The organism is Weissella halotolerans DSM 20190 (assembly GCF_000420365.1).
Taxonomy (GTDB): Bacteria; Bacillota; Bacilli; order Lactobacillales; family Lactobacillaceae; genus Weissella; species Weissella halotolerans.
The window spans coordinates 1-25,744 of record NZ_ATUU01000002.1 but is presented as its reverse complement, the minus strand read 5'-3'; the positions used below and the strand labels follow the sequence as shown (position 1 = coordinate 25,744).

General features: G+C 43.7%; 29 protein-coding genes and 1 rRNA gene. 29 read left to right on the top strand and 1 reads right to left on the bottom strand.

Going from position 1 to position 25,744, the window contains the following annotated elements:
- Window positions 1–57: 57 nt before the first annotated feature.
- From G414_RS0102700 to rpoZ, 25 genes are all read left to right on the top strand, one after another.
- Window positions 58–585 (top strand): YqeG family HAD IIIA-type phosphatase, encoded by a 528-nt coding sequence (locus tag G414_RS0102700; RefSeq protein WP_022791323.1) that lies wholly within the window; start codon window positions 58–60, stop codon window positions 583–585.
- Entirely contained in the window at window positions 578–1,720 is a 1,143-nt protein-coding gene (gene yqeH, locus G414_RS0102695) for a ribosome biogenesis GTPase YqeH (RefSeq protein WP_022791322.1), read from the top strand. The genes G414_RS0102700 and yqeH overlap by 8 nt, the downstream gene beginning before the upstream one ends.
- Window positions 1,721–1,727: 7 nt before the next feature.
- A complete protein-coding gene (locus tag G414_RS0102690; RefSeq protein WP_027694512.1) occupies window positions 1,728–2,039 on the top strand; it encodes a YhbY family RNA-binding protein in 312 nt (103 codons plus the stop codon).
- A 33-nt stretch (window positions 2,040–2,072) separates the two neighbouring features.
- On the top strand, window positions 2,073–2,705 hold the full coding sequence (locus G414_RS0102685) for a nicotinate-nucleotide adenylyltransferase (protein WP_022791320.1): 633 nt from the start codon (window positions 2,073–2,075) through the stop codon (window positions 2,703–2,705).
- Window positions 2,698–3,303 carry a bis(5'-nucleosyl)-tetraphosphatase (symmetrical) YqeK gene (yqeK, locus tag G414_RS0102680; protein ID WP_027694511.1) on the top strand — a complete coding sequence of 202 codons (606 nt, stop codon included), beginning with the start codon at window positions 2,698–2,700 and terminating at the stop codon, window positions 3,301–3,303. The genes G414_RS0102685 and yqeK overlap by 8 nt, the downstream gene beginning before the upstream one ends.
- Window positions 3,300–3,671: a ribosome silencing factor gene (gene rsfS, locus G414_RS0102675; RefSeq protein ID WP_022791318.1), complete on the top strand. Its 372-nt coding sequence runs from the start codon at window positions 3,300–3,302 to the stop codon at window positions 3,669–3,671. The genes yqeK and rsfS overlap by 4 nt, the downstream gene beginning before the upstream one ends.
- Window positions 3,671–4,417 (top strand): class I SAM-dependent DNA methyltransferase, encoded by a 747-nt coding sequence (locus G414_RS0102670; RefSeq protein ID WP_022791317.1) that lies wholly within the window; start codon window positions 3,671–3,673, stop codon window positions 4,415–4,417. Before rsfS ends, G414_RS0102670 begins: the two co-directional genes overlap by 1 nt.
- A 3-nt stretch (window positions 4,418–4,420) precedes the next feature.
- Complete coding sequence (locus G414_RS0102665; protein ID WP_022791316.1) at window positions 4,421–5,623, top strand: nucleotidyltransferase; 1,203 nt, start codon at window positions 4,421–4,423, stop codon at window positions 5,621–5,623.
- A gap of 4 nt (window positions 5,624–5,627) precedes the next feature.
- Window positions 5,628–6,179 (top strand): YceD family protein, encoded by a 552-nt coding sequence (locus tag G414_RS0102660; RefSeq protein WP_022791315.1) that lies wholly within the window; start codon window positions 5,628–5,630, stop codon window positions 6,177–6,179.
- Window positions 6,180–6,260: 81 nt separating this feature from the next.
- Window positions 6,261–8,933 carry a DNA mismatch repair protein MutS gene (gene mutS, locus G414_RS0102655; RefSeq protein ID WP_022791314.1) on the top strand — a complete coding sequence of 891 codons (2,673 nt, stop codon included), beginning with the start codon at window positions 6,261–6,263 and terminating at the stop codon, window positions 8,931–8,933.
- A 17-nt stretch (window positions 8,934–8,950) separates the two neighbouring features.
- Window positions 8,951–10,984 (top strand): DNA mismatch repair endonuclease MutL, encoded by a 2,034-nt coding sequence (gene mutL / locus G414_RS0102650; protein WP_022791313.1) that lies wholly within the window; start codon window positions 8,951–8,953, stop codon window positions 10,982–10,984.
- A gap of 32 nt (window positions 10,985–11,016) precedes the next feature.
- Entirely contained in the window at window positions 11,017–11,472 is a 456-nt protein-coding gene (locus G414_RS0102645; RefSeq protein ID WP_022791312.1) for a flavodoxin domain-containing protein, read from the top strand.
- A 303-nt stretch (window positions 11,473–11,775) separates the two neighbouring features.
- Window positions 11,776–13,740 carry a threonine--tRNA ligase gene (gene thrS, locus G414_RS0102640; protein ID WP_022791311.1) on the top strand — a complete coding sequence of 655 codons (1,965 nt, stop codon included), beginning with the start codon at window positions 11,776–11,778 and terminating at the stop codon, window positions 13,738–13,740.
- Between the two features lie 166 nt (window positions 13,741–13,906).
- Window positions 13,907–14,614, top strand: coding sequence for a glucosamine-6-phosphate deaminase (locus G414_RS0102635; RefSeq protein ID WP_027694510.1), 708 nt, complete (start codon window positions 13,907–13,909; stop codon window positions 14,612–14,614).
- Between the two features lie 84 nt (window positions 14,615–14,698).
- Window positions 14,699–15,193 carry a hypothetical protein gene (locus tag G414_RS0102630; RefSeq protein WP_022791309.1) on the top strand — a complete coding sequence of 165 codons (495 nt, stop codon included), beginning with the start codon at window positions 14,699–14,701 and terminating at the stop codon, window positions 15,191–15,193.
- 1 nt (window position 15,194) lies between these two features.
- Entirely contained in the window at window positions 15,195–15,719 is a 525-nt protein-coding gene (locus G414_RS0102625) for an ECF-type riboflavin transporter substrate-binding protein (protein WP_027694509.1), read from the top strand.
- Window positions 15,720–15,854: 135 nt separating this feature from the next.
- The gene (locus tag G414_RS0102620) at window positions 15,855–16,745 is read left to right on the top strand and encodes a bifunctional 5,10-methylenetetrahydrofolate dehydrogenase/5,10-methenyltetrahydrofolate cyclohydrolase (RefSeq protein WP_022791308.1); all 891 of its coding nucleotides are present in this window, start codon (window positions 15,855–15,857) and stop codon (window positions 16,743–16,745) included.
- A complete protein-coding gene (gene xseA, locus G414_RS0102615) occupies window positions 16,730–18,004 on the top strand; it encodes an exodeoxyribonuclease VII large subunit (protein ID WP_022791307.1) in 1,275 nt (424 codons plus the stop codon). Before G414_RS0102620 ends, xseA begins: the two co-directional genes overlap by 16 nt.
- Window positions 17,991–18,218 carry an exodeoxyribonuclease VII small subunit gene (locus G414_RS0102610; protein ID WP_022791306.1) on the top strand — a complete coding sequence of 76 codons (228 nt, stop codon included), beginning with the start codon at window positions 17,991–17,993 and terminating at the stop codon, window positions 18,216–18,218. The genes xseA and G414_RS0102610 overlap by 14 nt, the downstream gene beginning before the upstream one ends.
- Window positions 18,219–18,223: 5 nt before the next feature.
- Entirely contained in the window at window positions 18,224–19,081 is an 858-nt protein-coding gene (locus G414_RS0102605; RefSeq protein ID WP_022791305.1) for a polyprenyl synthetase family protein, read from the top strand.
- A gap of 11 nt (window positions 19,082–19,092) precedes the next feature.
- Window positions 19,093–19,941 carry a TlyA family RNA methyltransferase gene (locus tag G414_RS0102600; protein WP_022791304.1) on the top strand — a complete coding sequence of 283 codons (849 nt, stop codon included), beginning with the start codon at window positions 19,093–19,095 and terminating at the stop codon, window positions 19,939–19,941.
- A complete protein-coding gene (locus G414_RS0102595; protein WP_022791303.1) occupies window positions 19,928–20,386 on the top strand; it encodes an arginine repressor in 459 nt (152 codons plus the stop codon). Before G414_RS0102600 ends, G414_RS0102595 begins: the two co-directional genes overlap by 14 nt.
- A gap of 22 nt (window positions 20,387–20,408) precedes the next feature.
- Window positions 20,409–22,088, top strand: a complete 1,680-nt coding sequence (gene recN / locus G414_RS0102590) for a DNA repair protein RecN (protein WP_022791302.1) — start codon at window positions 20,409–20,411, stop codon at window positions 22,086–22,088.
- A gap of 78 nt (window positions 22,089–22,166) precedes the next feature.
- Window positions 22,167–22,787 (top strand): guanylate kinase, encoded by a 621-nt coding sequence (gmk, locus tag G414_RS0102585; protein ID WP_022791301.1) that lies wholly within the window; start codon window positions 22,167–22,169, stop codon window positions 22,785–22,787.
- Window positions 22,784–22,999: a DNA-directed RNA polymerase subunit omega gene (gene rpoZ, locus G414_RS0102580; protein ID WP_022791300.1), complete on the top strand. Its 216-nt coding sequence runs from the start codon at window positions 22,784–22,786 to the stop codon at window positions 22,997–22,999. The genes gmk and rpoZ overlap by 4 nt, the downstream gene beginning before the upstream one ends.
- A 71-nt stretch (window positions 23,000–23,070) precedes the next feature.
- Here rpoZ and G414_RS0102575 read toward each other — a convergent pair whose 3' ends face one another.
- A complete protein-coding gene (locus tag G414_RS0102575) occupies window positions 23,071–23,709 on the bottom strand; it encodes a VTT domain-containing protein (protein WP_022791299.1) in 639 nt (212 codons plus the stop codon).
- A gap of 136 nt (window positions 23,710–23,845) precedes the next feature.
- Between G414_RS0102575 and G414_RS0102570 the strand changes: the two genes are divergently transcribed.
- The 4 genes from G414_RS0102570 to G414_RS0102555 form a co-directional block, all read left to right on the top strand.
- Window positions 23,846–24,427 carry a peptidylprolyl isomerase gene (locus G414_RS0102570; RefSeq protein WP_022791298.1) on the top strand — a complete coding sequence of 194 codons (582 nt, stop codon included), beginning with the start codon at window positions 23,846–23,848 and terminating at the stop codon, window positions 24,425–24,427.
- Between the two features lie 52 nt (window positions 24,428–24,479).
- Window positions 24,480–24,869 (top strand): CvfD/Ygs/GSP13 family RNA-binding post-transcriptional regulator, encoded by a 390-nt coding sequence (locus G414_RS0102565; protein ID WP_022791297.1) that lies wholly within the window; start codon window positions 24,480–24,482, stop codon window positions 24,867–24,869.
- A 12-nt stretch (window positions 24,870–24,881) separates the two neighbouring features.
- Complete coding sequence (locus tag G414_RS0102560; protein WP_022791296.1) at window positions 24,882–25,274, top strand: hypothetical protein; 393 nt, start codon at window positions 24,882–24,884, stop codon at window positions 25,272–25,274.
- A 319-nt stretch (window positions 25,275–25,593) separates the two neighbouring features.
- Window positions 25,594–25,744, top strand: a 16S ribosomal RNA gene (locus G414_RS0102555); the annotation flags it as partial.

The window sequence follows — 25,744 nt, the reverse complement described above, 5'->3', positions numbered from 1 at the left end:
GCCTGCAGAACTAGCGTATAATGAACATTAAGACTACGAAAGTATAAAGGATAGAAAATGACTGATTTGTTTAGGCCCACATGGCTTTTAGATGCCATCTATTATTTAGAACCAGCTCAATTAAAGGCCCAGCACATTAAGGCAGTTTTGACGGATTTAGATAATACCTTGATTGCTTGGAATAACCCCGATGGGACTGATCAACTACATGATTGGTTGACTAAGATGCAGGCAGCACATATTCCGGTGATGGTCGTATCTAACAATTCGGTCGCACGGGTAGGACGCGTTGCTGAACCATTGGCGCTTCCCTTTGTTGCCCGGGCTTATAAGCCAACGACAATTGGATTAAAACGTGCTTTAAAAAGACTAGACCTATCAGCAACTGAAGTGGTGATGGTGGGTGATCAGCTTTTGACCGATATTGTGGCGGCCAACCGGGCTGGTATACGGAGTATTTTAGTTAAGCCTTTGATTGAAACTGATCAGTGGAATACGAGAGCGAATCGCTTTATTGAAAAAGGCATCAAAAAACGGATGTTAAAACAACATTCAGAATTAACCTGGAGGAAGACGATTGATTAGTGATACAGAAGTAAAGGCATTGTTAGCTGATGATTTACGTTGCATTGGTTGTGGTGCTAAGATTCAGACAACTGATCCAAAGGCGGTGGGGTACACGCCATTATCTGCCTTAAAGAAAGGCTTTGATAAGGAAGAAGTTCTTTGCCAACGTTGTTTTCGTTTACGTCATTACAATGAAATCCAACCAGTAGATTTAACCGATGATGATTTCCGGCGTTTACTGAGTCAGATTGCCGATACGAAGGCGCTTGTGGTCTATGTGGTTGACGTTTTTGATGTAGCTGGTTCGATTATTCCAGGCTTGCATCGCTTTGTTGGTCATAATCCCATTTTATTAGTAGGTAACAAAGTTGACGTATTACCACATTCTGTCCGGCGGTCTAAGGTCAAAGATTGGATACGACAGCAGGTGAATATTGCTGGTATTCATCCTGAAGAAATTATGTTGACTTCTGCCAAGACCGGGGATGACATTGGCCCTTTGCTAGATCAAATTGAGCAAGCTCGGCATGGCCAAGACGTCTATGTAGTCGGGGTAACCAATGTTGGCAAGTCTACGCTCATTAATCAGATTATTCGCGAAGTGACTGGACAACGGCAAGAAGTGATTACAACATCTCGGTTCCCGGGGACAACCTTAGATCGAATCGAGATTCCTTTAGATGATGAAACAAATCTCATTGATACGCCGGGCGTGATTCATGCAGATCAAATGGCCCACTATCTATCAGCCAAAGATTTAAAATATGTTGCGCCACAAAAGGAAATTAAGCCCCGTACCTACCAGTTAAATGCTGGGCAAACACTTTTTGCTGGTGCTCTGGCCCGCTTTGACTTTATTCAGGGTGCACGCGCTGGCTTCACGGCCTATTTTGATAATAATCTGATGGTTCATCGGACTAAGCTCACGAATGCTGACCGTTTTTACGAGCAGCATGCAGGTGGTTTGTTAGTCCCACCTAGTGAAGATGAATTGGTAAACCTACCACCATTACAGCGACATGAATTTAAGACCACGATGAAAACGGATGTCGTCATTGAGGGACTTGGTTGGTTAACAGTACCTGCTAATACAGTAGTTGCTGGTTGGGCACCTAAAGGCGTTAGCGTATTAACTAGAAAGGCGATGATTTAATATGACCATGATACTAAGAGGTAAGCAAAAGCGTTATTTAAGGGCCCAAGCCCATTCAATGCGGCCTATTTTTTCGGTAGGCAAACAAGGCTTAACGCAAACTTGGCTGGACCAATTGCAGACAGCAATTGATAAACGTGAATTATTTAAAGTCAATATCTTGCCAAATGCGGGCGTCGATGTGGCTACCTTGCAAGCCTTCATTGAAGAGCATAGTGACATACAGGTTGTGCAGACAATTGGACATACTTTGGTTTTGTTTGGGGTATCCCATGACAAAAACCATCGTCATTACTCTCAGGCGGTAGCAGCAATATAAATGTGGATGTAAAGGCATAAAGGTAATTAAGCAATGATGGAAGCAAAAACAACTACAATGAGTCAAACGCAGGTTGTGTCTAAAGCGCACCGGCGAATCGGACTTTTAGGTGGTACGTTTAACCCACCACATTTTGGCCATTTAATGATTGGCGATCAGGTAGCTAATGAGCTTAATCTTGACCAAGTTTTATTTATGCCAAATGCCCAGCCGCCGCACGTCGATGCTAAGACGGCGGTGGATCCGATGATGCGGGCAATGATGGTTAAAGCGGCTATCATGGGCAATAGTAAGTTTGGTCTAGAAATGACAGAAATTGAGCGTGGTGGCAAGAGCTATAGTTACGACACAGTAGTAGCACTAGAAGCAGCCCATCCGGAGAATGACTATTATTTTATTATAGGTGGGGATGAAGTAGCCTACTTAAAGACATGGTACCGCATTGACGACCTAGTTGAACGAGTTCACTTTGTGGGTGTCAATCGCCCTGAGCAACCAGTAAGGAGTGACTATCCTGTTGAATGGGTTCAGGTTCCTAATGTCGCCATTAGCTCGTCGGATATTCGTCAACGAATCAAGGAACACCGCAGCATTCGCTATTTAGTTCCTGATATGGTGGCGGCGTATATTTTTAAGGAGGGCTTATATCTTGACACAGCTGAATGAAGTTAGTCTACCAACTTATCGCGGACGTTATTACCCTCGATCCCGGGCGGATTTGGTCCAACGAGTAGCCAAGCAAGTCTCTCCAAAACGCTTTGAACATATTTTGCGTGTCGAAGAGATGGCATTACGTTTGGCCAAACAATGGGGTGTCGATCTAGAACAGGCATCCGTGGCTGCACTTACACATGACTATGCAAAGGAGCAGTCCACACAAAAATTTTTGGATTTTATTGATGCAAAACAACTTGACCCAAATTTGAAAGCATGGAATTCAGCAATCTGGCATGGTATTGTGGGCGCTGAAATAGTGGCTGATGAATTAGACATTCAAAACCAACCCATTCTAGATGCCATTCGACAGCATACAACGGGCGCTCCTTATATGACGACCCTCAGTCAGATTCTCTATATGGCTGATTATGTTGAGATGGGACGAGACTTTCCAGGTGTAGACGAAGCACGGGCCTTAGCCTTTGAAGATTTAAGAGCGAGTGTTGGTTGGCAAACCAGGCATACCTTGGCCTTTTTAGTGGCTAATGGTAAGCCGGTCTATCCATTAACAATTTTGACTTATAATGAATGGAGTGTTGAAAAATGACGCATGAAAAAACGCCCTTGGCCGTTGCGGTCATGGCAGCAGACGATAAACGGGCTGAGAATATGATGGCCTTAAATGTAAATGGGTTGAGTTCGGTTACTGATACCTATTTAATCATGGATGCAGCAAGCGAACGCCAAGTAGTCGCCATCGCTGATGAAATTGAAGACAAAATGGCTGCTGCCGGTTTTGCACTTTTGCGCCAAGAAGGACGACAAGCTGCCCAGTGGGTACTCTTGGACTATGGTGATTTACTTGTGCATATCTTCAAACGGGAGAGTCGTGATTTTTATCAACTGGAAAAGTTATGGAGTCAAGCAGCAGAGATTGATGTTAGTCCTTGGTTAGCTAAGAAAGTAGCGTTTTAATGAATTATCAAACCTTTGCCCGTTTATATGATCAGTTGTTTGATGAAGAAGCTTATGAGGACTGGTTGGCGTATGCCCACCAGGTGATTCGTCAACCGGAAGGTCCATTATTAGAACTTGCCGGCGGGGCCGGACGGCTAGCCATCATGATGAAGCAGACTGGCTTTCCAGAGGTTATGAATTTTGATTTATCTGAAGAAATGTTAACCTTGGCGGCTGAACATGCACAAGAAGCAGGGGTTCAATTGCCCTTGATTCAAGGTGATATGCGAGAATGGTCGGGGTTGGAGCTGACTTTTCAGACAATAACTTGCTTTGCGGATTCGTTAAATTACCTAGCTGATGAACAGGCGCTTCTGCAGACCTTTCAACAGGTAGCACAGCACTTGGTAGTAGGTGGGCAGTTTATTTTTGACGTAATTACCCCTAAGCAGACTGACGACATTTATCCAGGGTATATGTATAACTGGCACGATGAGCAAACGGCATTTATGTGGTCCTCTTTTGCAGTACCTGAAGTGGCGCATCAGATAGAACATGAATTAACATTTTTTATGTACCAAGAGGAAATTGATGGTTATCAACAGGTTCAAGAATTTCATATGGAACGGACGTATCCTTTGGCAACCTATCAACACTTGCTCACTAAGGCCGGTTTTTCAAATATTCAAGTAAGTGCCAATTATGGTAAGCAAGATGATTTAGCTGGGGCTACCCGTTGGTTTTTCAATGTGACAAAGGAATAAGACATGCGAGCAGTTGGTTTAATTACAGAATATAACCCTTTCCATAATGGCCATCGTTATCATATTCAGCAAGCTAAGCAATTGACCCAAGCAGATGTTGTGATTGCAATGATGAGTGGTAATTATGTTCAACGAGGGGAACCAGCTATTTTTAATAAATGGCAACGGGCAGAGATTGCTTTAAATCAAGGAGTCGATATCGTTTTAGAATTACCCTTTGCCTATGCAGTTCAGCCGGCCCATCTGTTTGCTTATGGGGCTGTGAAACTGTTAGCCGCCATTGGCGTAGCTGACTTGGTTTTTGGGGCGGAACATGCTGACTATGACTTTGGTGCTTTAGCACGTGCGGCTAAGACTGTTACACAAGATCACGAACATTTTCAAAGCGATTATCGACAGACCTTTGCCAGTCAGTTTAATCAATTGTTAGTGGAACAATTAGGAGTCGATTTGACTAAGCCAAATGACTTGTTGGGCTTTGCCTATGCTCAGGCCCGGGTAGACTTAAACTTAGCGGATCAGATTCAATTACATCCAATTCAGCGACAGCAAGCCCAATATCATGATGTTAGGCTTCCATTTGGGGGCCAAATTGCAAGTGCGACTGCTTTGCGCCGCCAAATTGAACAAGGTAAGGGCATGACGAATGTCGCTCAATATGTTGCGCCACAGATGTTGGCTTTAGCCAAAAAAGGACCAGAGGTCCATCCTTTTGCAGGGGCTTGGTTTGATGCCCTACGTTATCAAGTTTTAACGAGTTCGGTGGCACAACTTGAGACAATTTACCAATTAAATGATGGGTTAGCCCCACGTCTAAAAAAGTTGGTGGATTATTATCAAGGGGCCAGCTATGAAGACTTTCTGGCGCAATTTAAGAGCCGTCGTTATACGAAGGCACGGATGCAGCGACTTTTACTATATACTGTTTTACAAGTGCGGCCAGAACAAATACAGGCAGTTTGGCAGCATCCATACTTGCGGTTACTGGGTGTTACTGCACGGGGGCAGCAATATCTACATGAACGTAAGAAAAAGCTGGCTATACCTTTAATTAGTCGGGTGACACAAGAAGATGTCCAGGGCCGATTACAGTTAGACTATCAAGTTGGTAAGGTATATCAGCACTTCGCGCGTCAAGCTTTGCAGCAACAATTTACACAGGATACAGGACGGCAACCGATTATCAGAGATAAAAAGGAGAAATGAGCACATGCAAACGTCTTTAAAATGGCCGTTGGCTAACTTAAAAAAGATTCCTGCTAGTGGTATGCGGGTGCAGGAGACGGTTGATTTATCTGCTTTGTTGGCAGACCGATTTGCCGATCGCGTGATTTCAATGGAGCCAGTTACGGTAGATGTGATTATCGAAGCTGATGAGGCTGGTCGTATATCAGCTGTTGGTAGCGCTGATACGGTAGTAACCCTACCTTCTAGTCGTTCCCTAACTCCTGTTGCCTTACCCATACATAATGAGATTGATGAATGGTTTGTTGACAACGAAGAACAATTAGCACGTTTTGATCAGCAAGTTAATGTAAGCTTGGTTGAAAAGACGGTTGATTTAGGTACCGCCTTATTAGAATCGTTGATGCTAGCCTTGCCAACGCGTGTACTGACACCGGATGAAGCGGCTAGTTCTAAATTACCACAAGGAACTGATTGGGCGGTCACAACTGAAGAAACAGCTGCGCAGCAAAGTAAGCCCAATACACCATTAGCAGGATTGGCTAGCTTATTAGAGCAAGACGGTCAAGCTGATTAGGTTAGTAAAACGCTGATTGGTTGAATAAGCCAGTGAGCTTTTTTCACTAAGTGGGTCCTCAAGGGAAGAAAAGGAGTAGAAATGGCCAAAAAACCAAGAGTAACACCAATGATGCAACAGTATAATGAAATTAAGGCCCAGTACCCAGACGCCTTACTGTTTTATCGTTTGGGCGATTTTTACGAATTGTTTAATGAGGATGCGATTTTAGGGGCCAAGCTACTTGAATTAACCCTAACGCAGCGTAATAAAAATTCAGCGCAACCAGTTCCCATGGCCGGCGTGCCCCATCACGCAGCCCAAAGCTACATTGATATTTTAGTTGATAAGGGCTATAAAGTTGCGGTCGTTGAACAGATGGAAGATCCCGCTCAAGCCGAGGGAATGGTTAAGCGGGAGGTCATTCAGTTAGTAACGCCAGGCACACGCATGAAAACCTCTGCGGATGCAGCAAAAGAAAATAACTATATGGTTGCATTGAGCCAATTGCCAACTGGTCAGTTCGGGTTGGCTTATGCTGATTTATCAACCGGAGAATTAGAGGCGACGACGGTTGCGACCACAGGCAATGTGATGAATGAGTTAAGTCGGCTAGAAACTAAGGAGATTGTTACCGATGTTACCTTGCCTGATGATTTAATGGCCACGCTTACGAATCTTGGTATTTTAGTTTCATATCAGAGTGAGGGGTTAGCGGACCATCAATTGGATTATCTGGTGCAAGACTTAGCTCAGCCAGCTCAAAAACATAGTGCTGACTTGTTATTAGCATATTTGATGGCGACGCAAAAACGCTCTTTGGACCATTTACAGGTGGCTAAAGGCTATGATATTGCCCAGTATTTGGAATTGGATCGACATTCACGGGCCAATTTAGAATTAACAAGTAATATCCGCACGCAACAACGTTCAGGTACGCTATTGTGGTTATTAGATTTGACAAAGACGGCCATGGGAGGGCGCCTTTTAAAGCAGTGGATTGAACAACCCTTACTTGATCGGACGGCCTTGGAGGGACGGTACGACATTGTCGGGGGATTATTAGATGACTACTTTGGTCGGGCTGCGTTGCAAGAGGCCTTACAAGGGGTGTACGACCTAGAACGTTTGGCTGGCCGCGTTGCCTTTGGAAGTGCCAATGGACGTGATCTTTTACAATTAAGCCATTCACTAGAACAGGTACCGGCCATTATGCTGACGCTACAAGCCATGGATCAACATATTTTTGGCACCCCCTTGGCGGACTTAGATCCCGTATCTGATATCCAAGAGCTGATTAGTCAGGCGATTACAGATGATCCGCCAGTATCAGTTAAAGAAGGTGGACTGATTAAAGATGGGTATAATGCCAAGCTTGATGAGTACCGCTATACCATGCAACATGGTAAACAGTGGTTAGCTGATTTGGAAGCTAGTGAGCGTGAAGCAACGGGTATCCACTCGTTGAAAATTGGCTATAATAAGGTCTTTGGTTACTATATTGAAGTGACGAAGGCTAATATTGATCGTCTAGACCCTGATCGGTATACGCGTAAGCAAACATTGGTTAATGCCGAACGCTTTATTACACCCGAATTAAAAGAACATGAACAGTTAATTCTAGAGGCGCAGGCACAGTCAAGTGAACTTGAATACGACTTATTTACCCAGCTGCGCGATACTATCAAAATGAATATTACGCGACTACAAAAACTTGGGGCCAACCTGGCGCGGTTAGATGTTTTACAGAGTTTGGCTACCGTTGCTGAACAATTTAATTTTGTAAGGCCTCAATTGACAGACGAGACTGAAATTGAGATTAAGGATGGTCGGCATCCAGTTGTGGAAAAAGTACTAGGCCATCAAGCCTTTGTGGCAAATGATGTGGTGATGCCAGTGGACGAAACAATTATGTTGATTACTGGCCCTAATATGTCGGGGAAGTCCACTTATATGCGACAATTGGCATTGACGGTAGTGATGGCACAAATTGGCTCTTTTGTACCAGCGACGAGCGCTAAGTTACCTATTTTTGATCATATTTTCACTAGAATTGGGGCTGCAGATGATTTGATTTCGGGTAACTCGACCTTTATGGTTGAAATGGCAGAGGCTAACACAGCACTACAAGAGGCGAGTCCACACTCGTTAATTTTGTTTGATGAGTTGGGACGAGGAACGGCTACCTATGACGGCATGGCTTTAGCCCAGGCCATTATTGAATATGTGCATGATCATACGCAGGCCAAAACACTTTTTTCAACACATTATCATGAATTAACTAGCTTAGATACGACCCTACCTCATTTAAAAAACGTTCATGTTGGCGCAACTGAAGAGGATGGAAAACTGATTTTTTCACATAAGGTCTTACCAGGACCAGCTGATCAGAGTTACGGGATTAATGTGGCTAAGTTAGCTGGTTTACCTGAGCAATTAATTAAGCGGGCTAGTGAAATTTTGCAGGATTTGGAAGCCAGTGATCAAAAGGAAAGTCAACTCTTACCATCACAGGCTGAAAAAAATAGTACTAATTCTTCACTAGCGGAACCAATGGTTGCTTATCCAAGTTCCGTTACGCCAGATAATCTGGCAGTTGAAACGCATCAATCAACTAGTGATAGTGAGCAACCAAGTCAACTGGCCTTATTTGATATAGCAAGTGATCAAGATGAAAGCGTGTTAGCTGAGCTAAAAACACTTGATTTGGCCAATATGACACCACTTGAAACCTTGCTTCAAGTTAGCAAGTGGCAAGCCAAACTTGGTAAGTAGGGGGTGCAGGTAAGCTAATGGCACAAATACAAATGTTATCTGAAGTACTAGCTAATCAAATTACGGCTGGTGAAGTGGTGGAGCGTCCGGCGTCGGTAGTTAAAGAATTGGTCGAAAATGCAATTGACGCCCATGCAGAGCATATTGATATTATCGTGGAAGATGCAGGCGTTTCTAAAATTCGCGTAATTGATGATGGTGATGGCATAAAAAATGACCAGGTAGAGTTGGCTTTTCAGCGCCATGCAACGTCAAAAATACTAACGCAACGAGATTTGTTTCACGTGGCCTCGTTAGGGTTTCGCGGGGAAGCCTTACCCTCCATTGCCTCAGTTAGTGATGTTCAACTCGTAACGGCCCAGCAAGATGCTAGTCAAGGTATGCAAGTTCATTATGAAGGTGGAACCCTACTTGAGGCGGGGAGTGCTGCGGCTCGTAAAGGAACTGATGTGACGGTGAAAAACTTGTTCTTCAATACACCGGCCCGGTTAAAATATTTAAAATCGCAGGCGACTGAGCTAGCAAAAATTGTAGAAGTGCTTAATCACCTAGCCTTGAGTTATCCTCAGGTCGCCCTGCGTTTGCGGCATGGGCATAAGGAAATTTTGCGGACTGTTGGTAATGGTGACCTACAGCAGGTCCTAGCAGCGATTTATGGTGTGCAACAGGCCAGAAAAATGCTAGCGCTGCAAGCAGAAGATAATGACTTTCGCTTAAGTGGGTATACGTCTTTACCTGAATTAACCCGGGCTAATCGTTCTTATATTGCGATTCTGATTAACGGTCGCTTTGTTAAACAGTTTCAGTTAACTAATGCCCTCATTAAAGGGTATGGATCAAAATTGATGGTGGGGCGTTATCCAATTGCCGCCCTTCAAATAGAAATGGATCCGACTTTAGTGGATGTAAATGTGCACCCACAAAAAAATGAAGTGCGACTTTCAAAAGAAGATGAGTTAGAGGCCTTTATCGAAGAAACCGTACGATTGCGGATTCAACAGGAAAATTTAATTCCTGATGGCTATCAGAATTATCAGGATCAAAAACAGCCTAGTCAGACCAGGGCCTCCTTTTTAACGACACTCAATGATGTATCGCGACAGAAGCAATCAACTGCATTAGAAGGGCAGATGCAGCCTGCTTCAAAAGCACCGGCTCAACCAGATACTACCAGGGTAGTGTTACCAAAAGAATTAGTTGAACAACATAGCCACTTGACCCCAGTGCTTATTAGGCAACGGTCGGACTTGGCGAATGCTGATGTGCAGGCCTTTGTAAAGCGATATCAGGATGTTCCTTTGCTGCCAGCGTTTGGAAAAGATAATCAGCACCAACAGGCAGCCGGACTAGCAGATGACGGTCTTTTGCTTTCGTTTGGGACACCAGATGTAGGTACTGAGTCACAGACAGTTACCGATAATAGCGAACGATTTCCAGATCTGACGTATATTGGTCAAGTCTATGGAACCTTTTTGTTAGCCCAAGGGACAGGTGGCCTTTATATTATTGACCAGCATGCTGCCCAAGAGCGCATTAAGTACGAACATTATCGGGCAGTGATTGGTCAGGCAGGGCAGGAAAAACAGCAGTTATTAGTTCCAATTGTGCTCGAGTATTCAGCTTTAGATGCCCTTAAAATTGAAGGACAGTTATCACAGTTGGCGGCAGTAGGAATTGAATTAGCCCCCTTTGGGGAACACACCTTTATTTTGCGTGAACACCCAGGTTGGTTTCCAGCCGGTCAAGAGGAGGCTACAGTGCGCGAAATGATCGATTGGCTCTTGCGGGATCAGTCGATTACGGTGGCTGCCTTTAGGGAAAAGACGGCTATTATGATGGCTTGCAAACGGTCGATTAAAGCGAATTGGTCTTTAAATCGGTATGAAGCTCAGGGCTTACTTGACCAGCTTGCCCAGACCGAGAATCCGTTTAACTGTCCCCATGGTCGACCCGTGGTTGTCTCTTTTTCACTTACAGATATGGAAAAAATGTTTAAGCGCATTCAGGATCGCCACGAATCCTGGATTGACTATGATCAGCATCCCTTCTAGGGCGTTGTTGGTAGAAAGGAAGCCGTAACTTAATGGTAGAAGCAACGGTATTATACGCTACGATTACTGGTAATAATGAAGCTTTGGCAGACCGCATAATTGACCAATTGCACCTAGCTGGCCTAACTACGGTGAAGCAAGCCTTGGAATTAGTGGATCCATTGACTATAACGGCCGTTAATACACCCTTGTTGGTGATTGTACCTTATACGTTTGATCAGGGTTCATTACCCGAAGAAGCCTTGGACTTTTATGATGATTTAAGCCAGGTTGATTTAGGCGGGGTTGTTTTTGGGGTGGCCGGGTCAGGTGATGATTTTTATGGTCAAGATTTTTGTACAGCAGTGGATGCTTTTACGACTCGGTTGTTAGCTGCCGGTGGGCAGCAGGGTGCACCTTCGTTGAAAATCAATTTAAATCCGACAGCCAGTGATCAACCAGCCATTGAAGAGTTTACCCGTTCCTTAGTGCAGGCTTTAAAAAACTAGCGCTTTCTTTTTGGCGGGGGTCTGTTATAATAAGTGCAGATAGAAAACGTTGACGAAGATATGTCACAGAATGAAACGACTGTACAGAAAGCCCTGGGGATGCGAATGGGTCAGCACGTCTTTTGTGGTACTCCTTCCGAGTGGATTAGCCAACTAATCCCGTTGATTCACGTTACGAATCGTCATTGAGGCCAGTTTAGACTGGTGAACTCGGGTGGTACCACGGTAAAACGTCCCGTTGCTATATAGCAACGGGGCGTTTTTTGATATATTGAGCAATGAATAAATAAAGGAGATAGATAAATGGCAGAATTAGTAAAGATTGTATTTCCAGATGGGGCGGTTAAAGAATTCCCAAGTGATACGACGCCTTTAGAAATAGCTAACAGCATTTCAAAGTCCTTGGCTAAAAAGTCAGTATCAGCTAAACTTAATGGTCACTATGTCGGTATGCATGATGCAATTAAAGAAGGTGGTGATTTTTCCCTCATCACCAAGGATGATCCTGAAGCCTTAGACATTTTGCGGCATTCAGCATCGCATTTATTAGCGCAGGCCCTCTTGCGTCTCTATCCTAATATGCATTTTGGAGTGGGACCTTATATTGATAATGGCTTTTATTATGATACTGATAAGCCTGATGGTCAGATTACGGTGGACCAATTTCCAGCTATTGAGCAGGAAATGCGTGATATTGTAGCTGAAAATCTGCCCATTGTCTCTCGTGAAATCTCTCGTGACGAAGCATTGGAAATGTTCAAGGATGACCCTTATAAGATTGAGTTGATTAATGACTTGCCAGCCGATGAAAAGATTACCATTGCTGTGCAAGGGGAACATGTTGAATTAGATCGGGGTGGGCTAGTACCATCAACTGGCTGGTTGAAGCACTTCAAATTGACTTCAGTAGCTGGTGCCTACTGGCGCGGAAAATCATCCAATCCAATGCTCCAGCGCATATATGGAACTGCCTTTTGGAATGAACAAGACTTAGCTGATGAGTTGGAGCGCCGTAAAGAAGCCAAGGAACGCGACCATCGTAAAATCGGTGCTGACCAAGATCTCTTCTTTACCTCGCAAGAAGTAGGAGCGGGCCTACCTGTTTGGTTACCAAATGGGGCAGCAATTCGACGGACCCTAGAGCGTTATATTGTAGATCGTGAAGTCCAGGATGGTTATCAGCATGTGAATACCCCTATCTTGTCGAATTTGAATCTATATAAGCAATCAGGCCATTGGGATCATTACAGAGAAGATATGTTCCCACCAATGGATATGGGCGATGGTGAATTCTTAGAGTTGCGGCCAATGAATTGTCCATCACATATCATGGTTTATAAGCATAAGCCACGGTCGTACCGGGACTTGCCTTTCCGAGTGGCAGAGCTTGGCATGATGCACCGTTATGAAAAGTCAGGCGCCTTGACTGGCTTATCCCGGGTACGTGAAATGACCTTGAATGATGGGCATACCTTCGTAACGCTGGATCAAATTGAAGATGAATTCAAGAAGATTCTTGAATTGATGGTAGATGTTTACAAGGACTTTAACATTACAGACTATCGCTTCCGCTTGTCTTATCGCGATCCTGAGAATACGGAAAAGTACTTTGATGATGACGATATGTGGGAGCGGGCTCAGACGATGTTGAAGTCGGCTATGGATGATTTGGGCTTAGATTACTTTGAAGCAGAAGGTGAAGCAGCCTTTTATGGTCCAAAGTTGGATGTACAAATTAAGACGGCTTTAGGTGGCGAAGAAACCCTATCAACGATTCAGTTAGACTTCCTATTGCCCGAGCGGTTTGATGTAACCTATGTGGGGGCTGATGGTGAAAAGCACCGGCCAGTAATGATTCACCGGGGAATCATCTCGACCATGGAACGGTTTACAGCTTATTTGACTGAGATGTACAAAGGGGCCTTTCCAACCTGGTTAGCCCCACAACAAGTGCGCATCATACCAGTCAATCGTGAGGCCCATGGTGACTATGCACAAGCTTTGAAGGAACGTTTAGTTAAGCAGGGTATTCGTGCTAGTTATGATGACCGTAATGAGAAGATGGGCTACTTGATTCGAGATGCTCAGACGGCCAAGGTACCCTATACCTTGGTTGTCGGGGATGACGAGGTTGCCAATGAGTCAGTAACTGTGCGTCGCTTTGGTTCAAAGAAGACCAATACGGAGGCCTGGGATGCCTTTGAACAGGATCTGTTAGCTGATATTGCGCGCAAGTCACGACCTGTTGAATCAGTATCACAAGCATAATAAACTAAAGACTATGATGGTCCAATTAGACTAATTGAAGGGTCTTGCCTAGCTGGCTAGGTAAGGCCCTTTTAGTGTTTAAAATTTTTCTTGCATTAGTATAGACCAATCGGTTATAATTGGTCTATACCAAAAAAGAGGAATATGGGAGGCTTCGATTATGACGATGGATATTAAAATTGTGAAGGACCAGCAGGCCGGTGGACAAGCAGGCTATCAGCTGTTTGCAGACGCATTGGATGCAGGAGCAAACGTGTTTGGGCTGGCAACAGGTTCGTCACCTATTACGATTTACCAGGCATTGACGGCATCGGATTTAGATTTTTCAGATAAAATTTCGATTAACTTAGATGAATATGTTGGTCTATCAGCTACTAATCCCCAAAGCTATCATTATTTCATGCAAGAACACTTATTTAATCAAAAGCCATTTAAGCACAATTATCTACCTGATGGTTTGGCAACAGATGCAGAAGCTGAAACAAGCCGTTATGATCGCATTATTGAAAACAATCCTATTGACCTACAATTGCTGGGCCTAGGGGTTAATGGACATATTGGCTTTAATGAACCAGGAACGGCATTTTCAGAATTAACGCATAAGGTGGCGTTGACACCATCAACGATTGCGGCTAATGCGCGCTTTTTTGCTGACCCAAATGAGGTACCAAAATACGCATATTCAATGGGAATTGCTAGTATTATGCAGGCTAAGCATATAGTCTTAGTGGCCTATGGTGAAAATAAGGCACAAGCCGTAGCACAAATGATTGAAGGGCCGGTAACAGAGGCGGTGCCTGCGAGCGCTTTGCAAAACCATGCCAACGTAACCGTTATTTTGGATGAAGCTGCCGCTAGTCAATTACAAAAGTAAGACCAGCTAAGGTAGGGATGGCTGACGAGTTGGGCGGTATGTGGTAGACTGGTACTAATAAAACTAGAGATTGAGAGATGCATAATGCAATTAACGGGTAACGACTTAATTGAGGCATTAAATGCGAATACGATTAGTGAAGCCAGCTTTATTGCGCCTGACCAAGCAACAATCGATTTAGATGAATTATTGGCATTTGTTCGCCAGGCATTAACAGCTGGGGATTTAGTGGGAGCAGAATTAGTCATTAGTGGTGATGAACCGATTCATTTACGATTGGAGAGCAATTTGATTAATCTCCCTTTACGCTATGTTAATCAGATTAGTAAGATTGTGATCAATAATCCGGCTAGTGAAGTGAATGTTTATATGATTGTTGAGCATCCCTTAGTAAGTCAATCCGGGTTACGAATTGACCAAGCAGCTACGGTAACCGGTTTTTTAGATGACCTTGATTCAGTAGCAGCTAAAATTGCAGCCTATTTTGATGAAAAGATAGCACTGATTAACCAGGCGATGGAAGAAGAACGTGCTAGTGAAGCGACTGTGGTGACTGAAACCGAGAGTGAGGAAGGGTAAGATGAAGGACTTTCTGAGACGACTGGTAGAGATAGTCATAGCCGCTGGCGGTATTTGCCTACTTTATGAATTTACCAGTGTGGCAACTTGGATGCCCAATACACAAGCTTCTTTAGCACAAGGAGGGTTAGTATTAGCAGCAACTTCATTAGGCGCGGTGTGGACGCCATTTGTAGCCTTTTTTGGCCATTTACTCTACGATAGTTTAAACTACACGAATGTTTGGTGGACCTGGGTCGTAGCTGATGGGGTCTTTGGACTGTTAATTGGTTTGGTCGTGCAGCGGTTGGAATTATTAACACAACCACTAACTTGGCAACAAATAGTACGGTTTAATGGCTGGCAAGCATTGGCTAACGGATTAGTTTGGGGTGGTTTAGCACCGCTTGGCGATTATTTAGTCTACCAATCAGCTTGGCGTTATGTTTTTCTACAGGGTGGCGTAGCGGCACTAGTTAATACGTTAAGTGTTGGCATTGTTGGCACACTCTTTATCTACGGCTATCATTGGATGAAGAAACACTAATTTAAAAAGGTCAGTTGATTACTCGATGAGTGACAATTGACCTTTTTTATGTTTGGTTGAGTTGCTACCCTGGTGGTGGTATAGTAAACTTTATGCAAGTATATTGAATAAATACAGGTAAAGTGGGGGTGGAAAATGGCTGAAATCATTGATGGACGAACAATCGCCAAAGAACTGCGCACAGCGGTTAGTCAACAAACAGAACGGTTAGCGCAAGTGGGCGTAAAAGCGGGCTTAGCAGTCATTTTGGTTGGGGACGATCCAGCTAGTCAAATTTATGTACGTAATAAAGAACGTGCTGCTAAAAAAGTTGGGGTGGTTGCAGAAACACTACATTATCCCACGACGGTCACTCAAGCTGAGCTCTTGACTAAAATTGATTATTTAAATCAGAACCCAACGGTTGATGCCATTTTAGTTCAAAGCCCCTTACCTGCGCATATAAACGAGGAGACTATTCAAGCCGCGATTAGTCCGGCTAAAGATGTGGATGGTTTTCACCCTGAAAATATAGGCCGTTTATTTGCCGGGCGAAATGAATTTTATCCAGTTGCGAATACCCCCCGCGGTGTGATGACGATGTTAGCTCATGAAGGGGTATCACTTGATGGGAAAAATGCGGTTGTCATTGGGCGGTCAATCTTGGTTGGACGGCCAATGTTTGCCTTGTTAGCAAAGGCAGGCGCAACAGTAAGCCTGCTCCACCGTGGTACCCCTTCAGCACTCAAACGGCAATTAGTTCAAGCCGCTGATATCGTGGTGGTCGCGGCAGGACACCCAAACCTATTGAAAGGTGAAGACATTAAACCCGGAGCAGTTGTGATTGATGTCGGTATTAATCGTATGGATGATGGCTCGTTAGTTGGAGATGTTGATTTTCAGGCAGTCAGCCAGCTAGCAAGTAAAATTACGCCAGTTCCGGGTGGGGTTGGACCAATGACGATTGCAACCCTATTAGAAACGACAGTTGAGCTGGCAGCACGGCATCATGGTATTGAATTGGAGCAAGGATGGCAGAATATTTAACAGTTAGTGCCTTAACACAGTATTTAAAGCGTAAGTTTACGCAAGATCCATATTTAGCGCATATTTATGTAACGGGTGAAGTGTCAAATTTTAGGCGGCGACCAACACATCAATATTTTTCGCTTAAAGATGAACACGCTGTAATAAATGCAACGATGTTTAAACGTGACTTTGCCAAGTTACCCTTTGACTTAGAGGCAGGCATGAAGGTGAATGCATATGGTCATGTGGACTTATATGCACCCAATGGGTCATATAGCTTAATTATTGAAAAGTTAGAACCTGATGGTATTGGGGCTCTCTATCAAGCTTATGAACAATTGAAGGCGAGACTACAAAAGGCTGGTGTCTTTAATCAGTTGCAACGACCAATCCCCCGTTTTCCAAAGAAAATAGCGGTTATCACGTCACCTAGTGGGGCGGTCATCCGTGATATTTTGACGACGGTAAAACGCCGTTATCCAATTGCAGAGGTGGATTTATATCCTGCAGCGGTACAAGGCGCACAAGCCGTCCCCGAACTTATAAAGCGGCTGGACCAAGTGGCCACTACTAGCGATGCAGATGTACTGATTATTGGCCGGGGAGGGGGTTCCATTGAAGATTTATGGGCTTTTAATGACGAGAAACTGGCCAATAAATTATTAACAATGCCCATGCCGGTCATCAGTTCTGTGGGTCATGAAACGGATACAACGATTGCTGATTATGTTGCTGATCAACGGGCGGCTACGCCAACGGCAGCGGCGGAATTAGCGACACCAGTTCCCCTAGCAGATTTATGGTTAGGCATTGAACAATTACGGCAACGACTTGTGCACGTTTTGCAGGGGCAAATTAGCCAAGACCGTGATAAATTACAACACCTACAACAGAGCTATGTACTACAAGATCCACGCCGCTTGTATGAAGGTTATGCGCAGCGGATTGATTTAGCTAGTGCTCAATTACAACGGATGATGGCTAAGGGATTAGCACCAGATCAGCAGCGTTTTGATTTGTTAGCACCACGTTTGCCAGTAGCGATGAAATCGATGTTGGAACATAAAAAGCAGACGCTCAGACAGGCGGTTAGTGGGCTGCAATTGGTTAGCCCACTTGCCGTATTGAGTCGGGGGTATGGTTTAGTAGAACAAAAGGGGCAGCTAATCCGGAGCATACAAGACGTTAGCCTAACAGAGCCATTAACGATTGAATTAGCAGATGGCCAGATAGAAGCCACGGTAGTAGAAAAGAGAGAAAAAAATGACGGAAAATAAAGAACATACATTCGAAGAGGATTTAACGCAATTAGAGAACATTGTGAGCCAGCTTGAAAAGGGAGATGTCCCATTGGAAGAAGCCTTGCAGGCTTTTGAAAAAGGGGTTGCCCTAAGTCGGTCATTACAAAAGACGCTTCAAGATGCCGAGCAAAGCCTTGCTAAAATTGTTGATGAGCAAGGTGAAACGAATGACTTTAAACCAGCAGGGTAAGCAGCATGACATTGACTGAATTTCGTAATATCTGGCAACCTCAAATTAATGCACAATTAAGGTCGCAGCTGAAGCAAAGTATTGAGTTAAACCGGTTATTAGCCCCAATTGAGTATGCGGTTATGGGGGGCGGTAAGCGGCTTCGGCCCTTACTTACAGTAGCGGTAATTAAAAGTTTTGGTTTGGATCCTAAGCCCTATTTACAGGCTGTGGATGCAGTTGAATTAATCCATGCTTATAGTTTAATCCATGATGATTTACCTGCCATGGACAATGATCAATTCCGACGTGGTCAGGCAACAACCCATGTCGCATTTGATGAAGCCAGTGCTATCTTAGCAGGGGATGCTTTACAGCCATTAGCCTTTGACTGGCTTAGTCAGGCAAAGGATTTGAGTGAACACCAGCGATTGGCATTGATTGCCGCCCTAGCAGATGCAAGTGGTGGTCGAGGCATGGTGGCTGGTCAAGTACTTGATATGGCCTATACTGGGCAAACAGAAATCACACTGGACCAAGCACAGGCGGTGCATCGTGCTAAGACCGGCGCTCTGATTGTTTATGCACTGAAGGCGGGTGGCATTATGAGTCAGGCCGACGAAGCCCAATTAACAGCCTTAAAGCAGTATGGGGCTGCTTTTGGGCTAGCCTTTCAAATAAAAGATGATTTGGATGATTGGCAACAAGATGGTCGTGAAGATAAACAAGCGTATCCTAATATTTTAGGCCTGGATGGGGCAGCTAAGATGTTAGCAGAGCAGGTGCATCAGGCACAGATAGCCCTAACTGACTTAACCAATACTGGGGTTGACCCAGACTTATTGACAGCATTTTTAAACTATTTTGAACCACTAAAAAGGTAAATGGAGAAAACATGAAAATAGAAAAGGAAAGAGTTGATGTCCTGGCTGTTCAGCAAGGCCTATTTCATTCACGAGAACAGGCCAAACGGGCAGTGATGGCTGGCGAAGTGCTGGGGACCAATGAAGAGCGGCTAGATAAGGCTGGTCAAAAAATTCCAGTAACGACAGAGCTACACATCAAAGGGACGCCCATGCCCTATGTTTCAAGAGGTGGTTTTAAGTTAGAAAAGGCGACGCAGGTCTTTCACTTGGATTTCACTGGTAAAACAGTCTTAGATATAGGCTCTTCTACTGGTGGCTTTACAGATGTAGCACTTCAGAATGGGGCTTCGTTAGTCTATGCACTTGATGTTGGCACCAACCAGTTGGTATGGTCACTACGTTCTGATCCACGGGTCGTCGTAATGGAAAACACCAATTTTCGGTATGCTACGCCGTCCATGTTCACTGCTGGGCAACCTGACTTAGCCACAATTGATGTGTCGTTTATTTCCTTAAACTTGATTCTCCCAGCCCTCGCTACGATTTTAGTTAAGCAAGGACAGGTAGCGGCTTTGATTAAACCTCAATTCGAAGCTGGTCGCCAAGCTGTTGGTAAACATGGGATTGTTAAAGATGCGCTGACTCACTTAGCTGTGATTGACCAGGTAGCCGATTATGCAAAAGCGAATGGCTTTAGTCTAACTAATTTAGACTTTTCCCCCATTAAAGGTGGTTCAGGAAATATTGAGTTCTTAGCTCAGCTAGTTTTAGATGGTGGGGCTAGTACCATTGATCCTGTACAACGGCAGGCCGTGGTGACTGCAGCTCATCAACAGTTAAATGCGCATCGAAAGGAAGAAGAGGATGCGGAAAAATAAACAGGCTCGTCAACAGGCTATTCGCGAATTAGTCATGCAAGAACAAATTAGACGGCAAGAAGACTTGGTGGCAAAATTAAATGCCAAGGGATGGGCAGTGACCCAAGCGACCGTTTCACGTGATATTGCAGACTTACATCTAACGAAAGTTCCCCAATCTGATGGTGGCTTTGCCTATGCGGTTATGACACCAGCAGACTATGTTGGTCAACTACAGCGTATTTTGGCTGAACAAGGAACCAGTTACTACTGTCAAGGTAACATGGTCATGTTTAATGTAGCGCCGGGTTCGGGGCCAGCTTTAAAAATGGCTTTAGCCGCTGGAAACTATCCGGATATCTTTGGCATGATTGGTGATGATGCAGGTGTTCTAGTGATTTTGCGTCAGTCACGACAGGCAGAAGAATTTATGCAGGCCGTGTTAGGTTCAGCGATAAGCAAATAGCGCATTGGCCAGGAGGTGAAGAATGTTACAAGAACTATCTATTCAAAACTTTGCAATTATTCAAAAGTTAAATATTAGTTTTCAACCTGGTATGACGGTATTAACTGGTGAGACAGGGGCTGGAAAGTCGATTATCATTGACGCAGTTGGTCTGTTAACAGGCGGTCGTGGATCACAGGATTATATTCGTGAAGGTGCAGATAAGGCTGTAATTCAAGGCTTGTTGGATCTACAGCCTTCAACCGACTTGCAAGCGCTTCTGCAAGAACATAGTATCCCGCTTGATGACCAACAACTATTAATTCATCGCGAATTACATCGGACGGGTAGAAACGTGATTCGCGTCAATGGAACCTTAGTCAACGCAAGTTTACTCAAGCAAATTGGACATTATCTGGTGGATATCTATGGACAAAATGAACAGCAAGAGTTGATGCAGGTTGATCAACATATCCGGCTCCTTGACCAGTATGGTGCAAAAAAAATAAGACCGGTATTAACAGCTTATCAGCAGGCCTATCAGGACTACCAACAGCTTACACAAACATTAAAAAAACACTTAGCAGACGAACATGCTTGGGCGCAACGTTTAGACATGTTAACGTTTCAAGTTAATGAGTTACAGGCTGCTGATTTGCAACCAGATGAAGAGGAGCATTTAACGGCTGAATATCAGGAGTTATCCAATTTTCAGGATGTACTTGAAGGTTTGTCGAAAGCACATGAGGTACTTGATGGTGACTGGGAGCCCAATGGGTCGCAAAGCATTGGAACTGCTCTGGCAGCGCTAGAAGGGATTGAAGATTTATCTCCTAAATATGGTCATTTAGCAGAAAATATGCGCGAAGTTTACTATAATTTGCAGGATGTTTCTTCTGATATTTTATCAGTTAAAGATAGTCTTGCATTTGATCCTGCACGGTTACGCGAAGTTGAGTCACGTTTAGATTTAATTCGAGGACTTGAACAGAAATATGGAGCAACAGTAGCAGAAGTTTTGGCACACCAGGCCAAGGTAGAAGCAGAACTAGATGCAATGAGTGGCGAAAACCAATCGGTGGAGGGACTTAAGGAAAAGGTTGAAGGAGCTAAAAAAAGATCCGAGGAACTTGCTAATCAGCTGCATAAAAAGCGACAAGTAGCGGCAAAAGAACTTACTAACCAAATCCACGAACAGCTAAGAGATCTTTATATGGCTAAGGCTGAATTTTCGGTTATCATTAAGCCAACTGAGAATTTACAGCTCACTGGTAGTGATCAAGTCGAATTTTACATTAAAACCAATGAGGGTGAACGAGCAAAACCGTTAGTTAAGATTGCTTCGGGTGGTGAACTATCACGAATGATGTTGGCAATTAAAACCATCTTCTCTCAGGAACAGGGGACCACAGCGATTATTTTTGATGAAGTCGATACAGGTGTTTCTGGACGGGTTGCCCAAGCGATTGCGGAAAAAATTGCAGATATTGGGCAGCATTCACAGGTGTTAACTATTACGCACTTACCTCAAGTGGCAGCACTGGCTGACCATCATTTCTTTATCCAAAAAAAGGTGGATGCGGGACGCACACAAACAATGGTTACCACGCTTGATGAGACTGGTCGAATTGATGAATTAGCACGCATGCTATCAGGGGATAAGTTGACTGCAGCGGCTAAGGAAAATGCACGTACCTTGTTAGCGAGTGGTCAGGATAAGTAGCCGGAAGATTGTATATCGTTGCCTAAAGGAGTACAATGTAAGTTACTTAGTTTTTACTTGAAGAGGAGTATGTCGACCATGAAGCGTGGCGTTTTAATTGTCTTGTCAGGTCCGTCTGGCGTTGGTAAAGGAACAGTTCGGAAGGCTTTGTTTGAAGAACCAGATATTGATTTTCAATACTCGATTTCTATGACGACCCGTCAGCCTCGAACTGGCGAGGTTGACGGCGAAGATTATTTTTTTGTTACCCGCGAGCAATTTGAGGATGCCATTAAACATAATGAGGTGCTTGAATATGCCCAGTATGTGGGAAATTATTATGGTACCCCTAAGGCTTATATCGAAAAAACTTTAGCGGCAGGAAAAGACGTGCTTCTTGAAATTGATGTCCAGGGTGCCTTGCAAGTGAAGGAAAAAATGCCAGAAGGGGCTTACATCTTTTTGACACCACCTAATCTACGTTCGTTAAAGACACGTTTGATTGGACGCGGAACTGAAAATCTAGATGTCATTAATCGTCGCGTTCAAACGGCAGCTTCTGAAATTCGGATGATGAAAAATTATGATTATGCCGTTGTCAATGACGAGGTTGCTGCAGCCGTTGATCGTATTAAGGACATTATCAAGATTGAGCGCTTACGTGTGGAGCGAGTATTGCCAGAGTATATTTCAATGATAGAGGAGTTTGAAAAATTATGATTTTATATCCATCAGTTGATAAGTTGTTAGAGCGTGTAGATTCACGATATAAGTTAATTGCTCTAGGTTCACAACGGGCACATGAATTAGAACAAGGTGCTTTGCCTACCTTGCCAGAATTTAAGTCGGTAAAACCGATTGGGCAAGCATTTGAAGAGATTGAAGCTGGGAATGTTATTATTGATCCTGTACCTGGTAAGTTAGACGATTAGCTGATAAAGAGCAGAAGTAAAAAAGAGGACTGTCGACTGACAGTCCTCTTTTTTACTTCTCGTAGGTTATCTTATTTGTTCAAGCGTGCTCGAATAGCCCCAATCACAGCAGGTAAAATAGTTATAAAAAGAATTCCTAAGATTACTAGTGAAAAGTGTTGTTGAATGAACGGTACTTGACCAAAGAAATAGCCACACCAAACGCCAATGAAAACCCAAAGCGTTGCGGCTATTGTATCCAACATGATAAATTGTCGATAGGGATAACCAGATAGGGCAGCGGTAAAGGGGGCTAAAGTCCGGATAATTGGTAGGAAACGGGCGAGAATGATGGCTAATTTACCATGCTTAATGAAGAAAGATTTGGTATCCTCCAAATTTTTCTCCGTGATAAAGCGCCCAAGAAAGGGATGTCGCACTAAGGGCAGCCCAATTTTACGACCGAGAACAAAGTTTAGTGAATCGCCACTTAAAGCGGCAACCCAGAATAATAGCAATAGGGCCCAAGGATCGAGCACATTGTGGGGTAGGGCTGCAGTTGCGCCGGCCGCAAATAAAAGGGAGTCACCAGGTAGGAAAGGTAGGATGACGGCCCCAGTCTCGATAAAGATGACTGCAAATAAAAGGGCGTAGGACCAAGGGCCTAAAATATTAACCCAGGTCGATAAATGTTGGTCTAAGTGTAGAAAAATATCAATAATGTGTGCCATGTTGTTACTCCACTGATTAAGATTATGTCTGATAAGAGTCATGAATTAGTCTAGCACAACCAAGTAGTGAGCGCAGAGTATGATATAATAACGAAGATACTGTTAACTAAAAATTAAACTATAAAAGGGTGAAAAGATGACATTAAAACAACTTAACCTTGAACAAGTAAAGGGGCCACGAGTCCAATTGACAACGAGCTTGGGTGATATCCAAGTAAAATTGTTTGAACAAGAAGCACCGAAGACGGTTGAAAATTTTCTTGGATTAGTAGAAGCAGGTTATTATGACGGAACCATCTTCCATCGGGTGATTAACGATTTCATGATTCAGGGGGGTGATCCAACCGGAACGGGAATGGGTGGAGAATCAATTTGGCATAAACCCTTTAAGGATGAATTTAGTTCTGACTTACATAATTTTCGCGGTGCTTTGTCGATGGCCAATGCTGGGCCTAATACAAATGGCTCTCAATTTTTTATTGTGGAAGCCAGTCGTGTGCCTAAGCAAATGCTACAGGATTTAGCTAATCATGAAGATAAAGAGGTGGTTGATGAATATCGTCAACATGGTGGTACACCTTGGTTAGATGGTAAACACACCGTATTTGGGCAAGTTCAACAAGGAATGGAGATCGTTGAGGCCATTGCTAAGGTTAAGGTTGATTTTGCTGACCAGCCTAAAGAGCCTGTTCGCTTACTTAAAGCGACGGTCATGTAGTATTGTTGATAGAGAAATTAGACAGCAGGATAACGTGCAGAAGGGAAGATGTATGGGTTATCAGATTGGCGATGTACTAAAAGGTACCGTGACCGGCATTCAACCATATGGGGCTTTTGTGCAGTTGGACAAAGAACATCAAGGACTAATTCATATTTCTGAGTGTCGGTCAGCCTTTATTCAACATGTTCGAGATGAGTTAGCACTGGGAGAAGAAGTCGAAGTGTTGGTGTTAAATATTGATGAATATAGTCAAAAAATTTCACTATCCAGACGTGGTCTAAGTGAGCGAGAGCGGCTAGCTAGATTAGATTATCGACGAATAGGCAAACAGGGCCCCCATTATTTTTGGACTAATCGGCATGTTAAGCTAGGCTTTTCAACTATAAAACAGGCTATGCCGACTGCAATTCAGGAAAGTTTACAGCGATTACGAGGTTAAGAGGAGAAAGTAATGTCATTAGTAGCAGGAACGGTTGTGTTTACCCGGGGTGATCAGTCCTTTTTTTTAGTTACTGAACAGGCACCTAGGGCACGGTTTTATACAGTTAAAATGCATAAGCACAAAAATGAAACGGCTTTGGGCTCATTGTTAACGGGCTTTAAAAGTGATTTAGGGTTGTCAATTGAAAATTTACGGTTATCTGAATTAGCAGTTTGGCATGATGCTAGTCTCCAAGTAGGGCCAATCTCCTTATTTACGTTTACGCCGGTGAATATTGAAGCCATTGATTTTGAGCGGCTTCATGCAGTCGGCTTAGCATTTATGAATGCCCGTGATGTCCGCGAGTTATTAAAAAGTGTTGATATGACGGCGGTGGCCGGGTTTGATGAAGGCAAACACTAAAACTTTTCCCTAAAAGGTTGACAGTTGTTAATAAACTCTGTAATATAATACGAGTTGTCAGGTGAGCGTTGCAGATAATATATGTACTGTCCTTTAAAAAAGGTGTTGACATCTATTTTAAGACGTGTATAATTAATTTCTGTTGTCGCTATTAAAGCAGTCAACAATTTGTAGATCATTGAAAACTGAATATCGTTTCGATATAACAAATGTGTAGGGTCACCACGTATGTGGTGCAAACATTTGCGAAGTCAATTCGCTAGTAAATTCGTTTAACATCTGTTAAACAACAACATAATTTGAGTACTACTCAAATTCTCAAAATGAGAGTTTGATCCTGGCTCAGGATAAACGCTGGCGGCGTGCCTAATACATGCAAGTCGAACGCCTTGTCGTTCTACTGATTTAGAGAGCTTGCTCAATACTGACGTAGAACTATACAAGGAGTGGCGAACGGGTGAGTAACACGT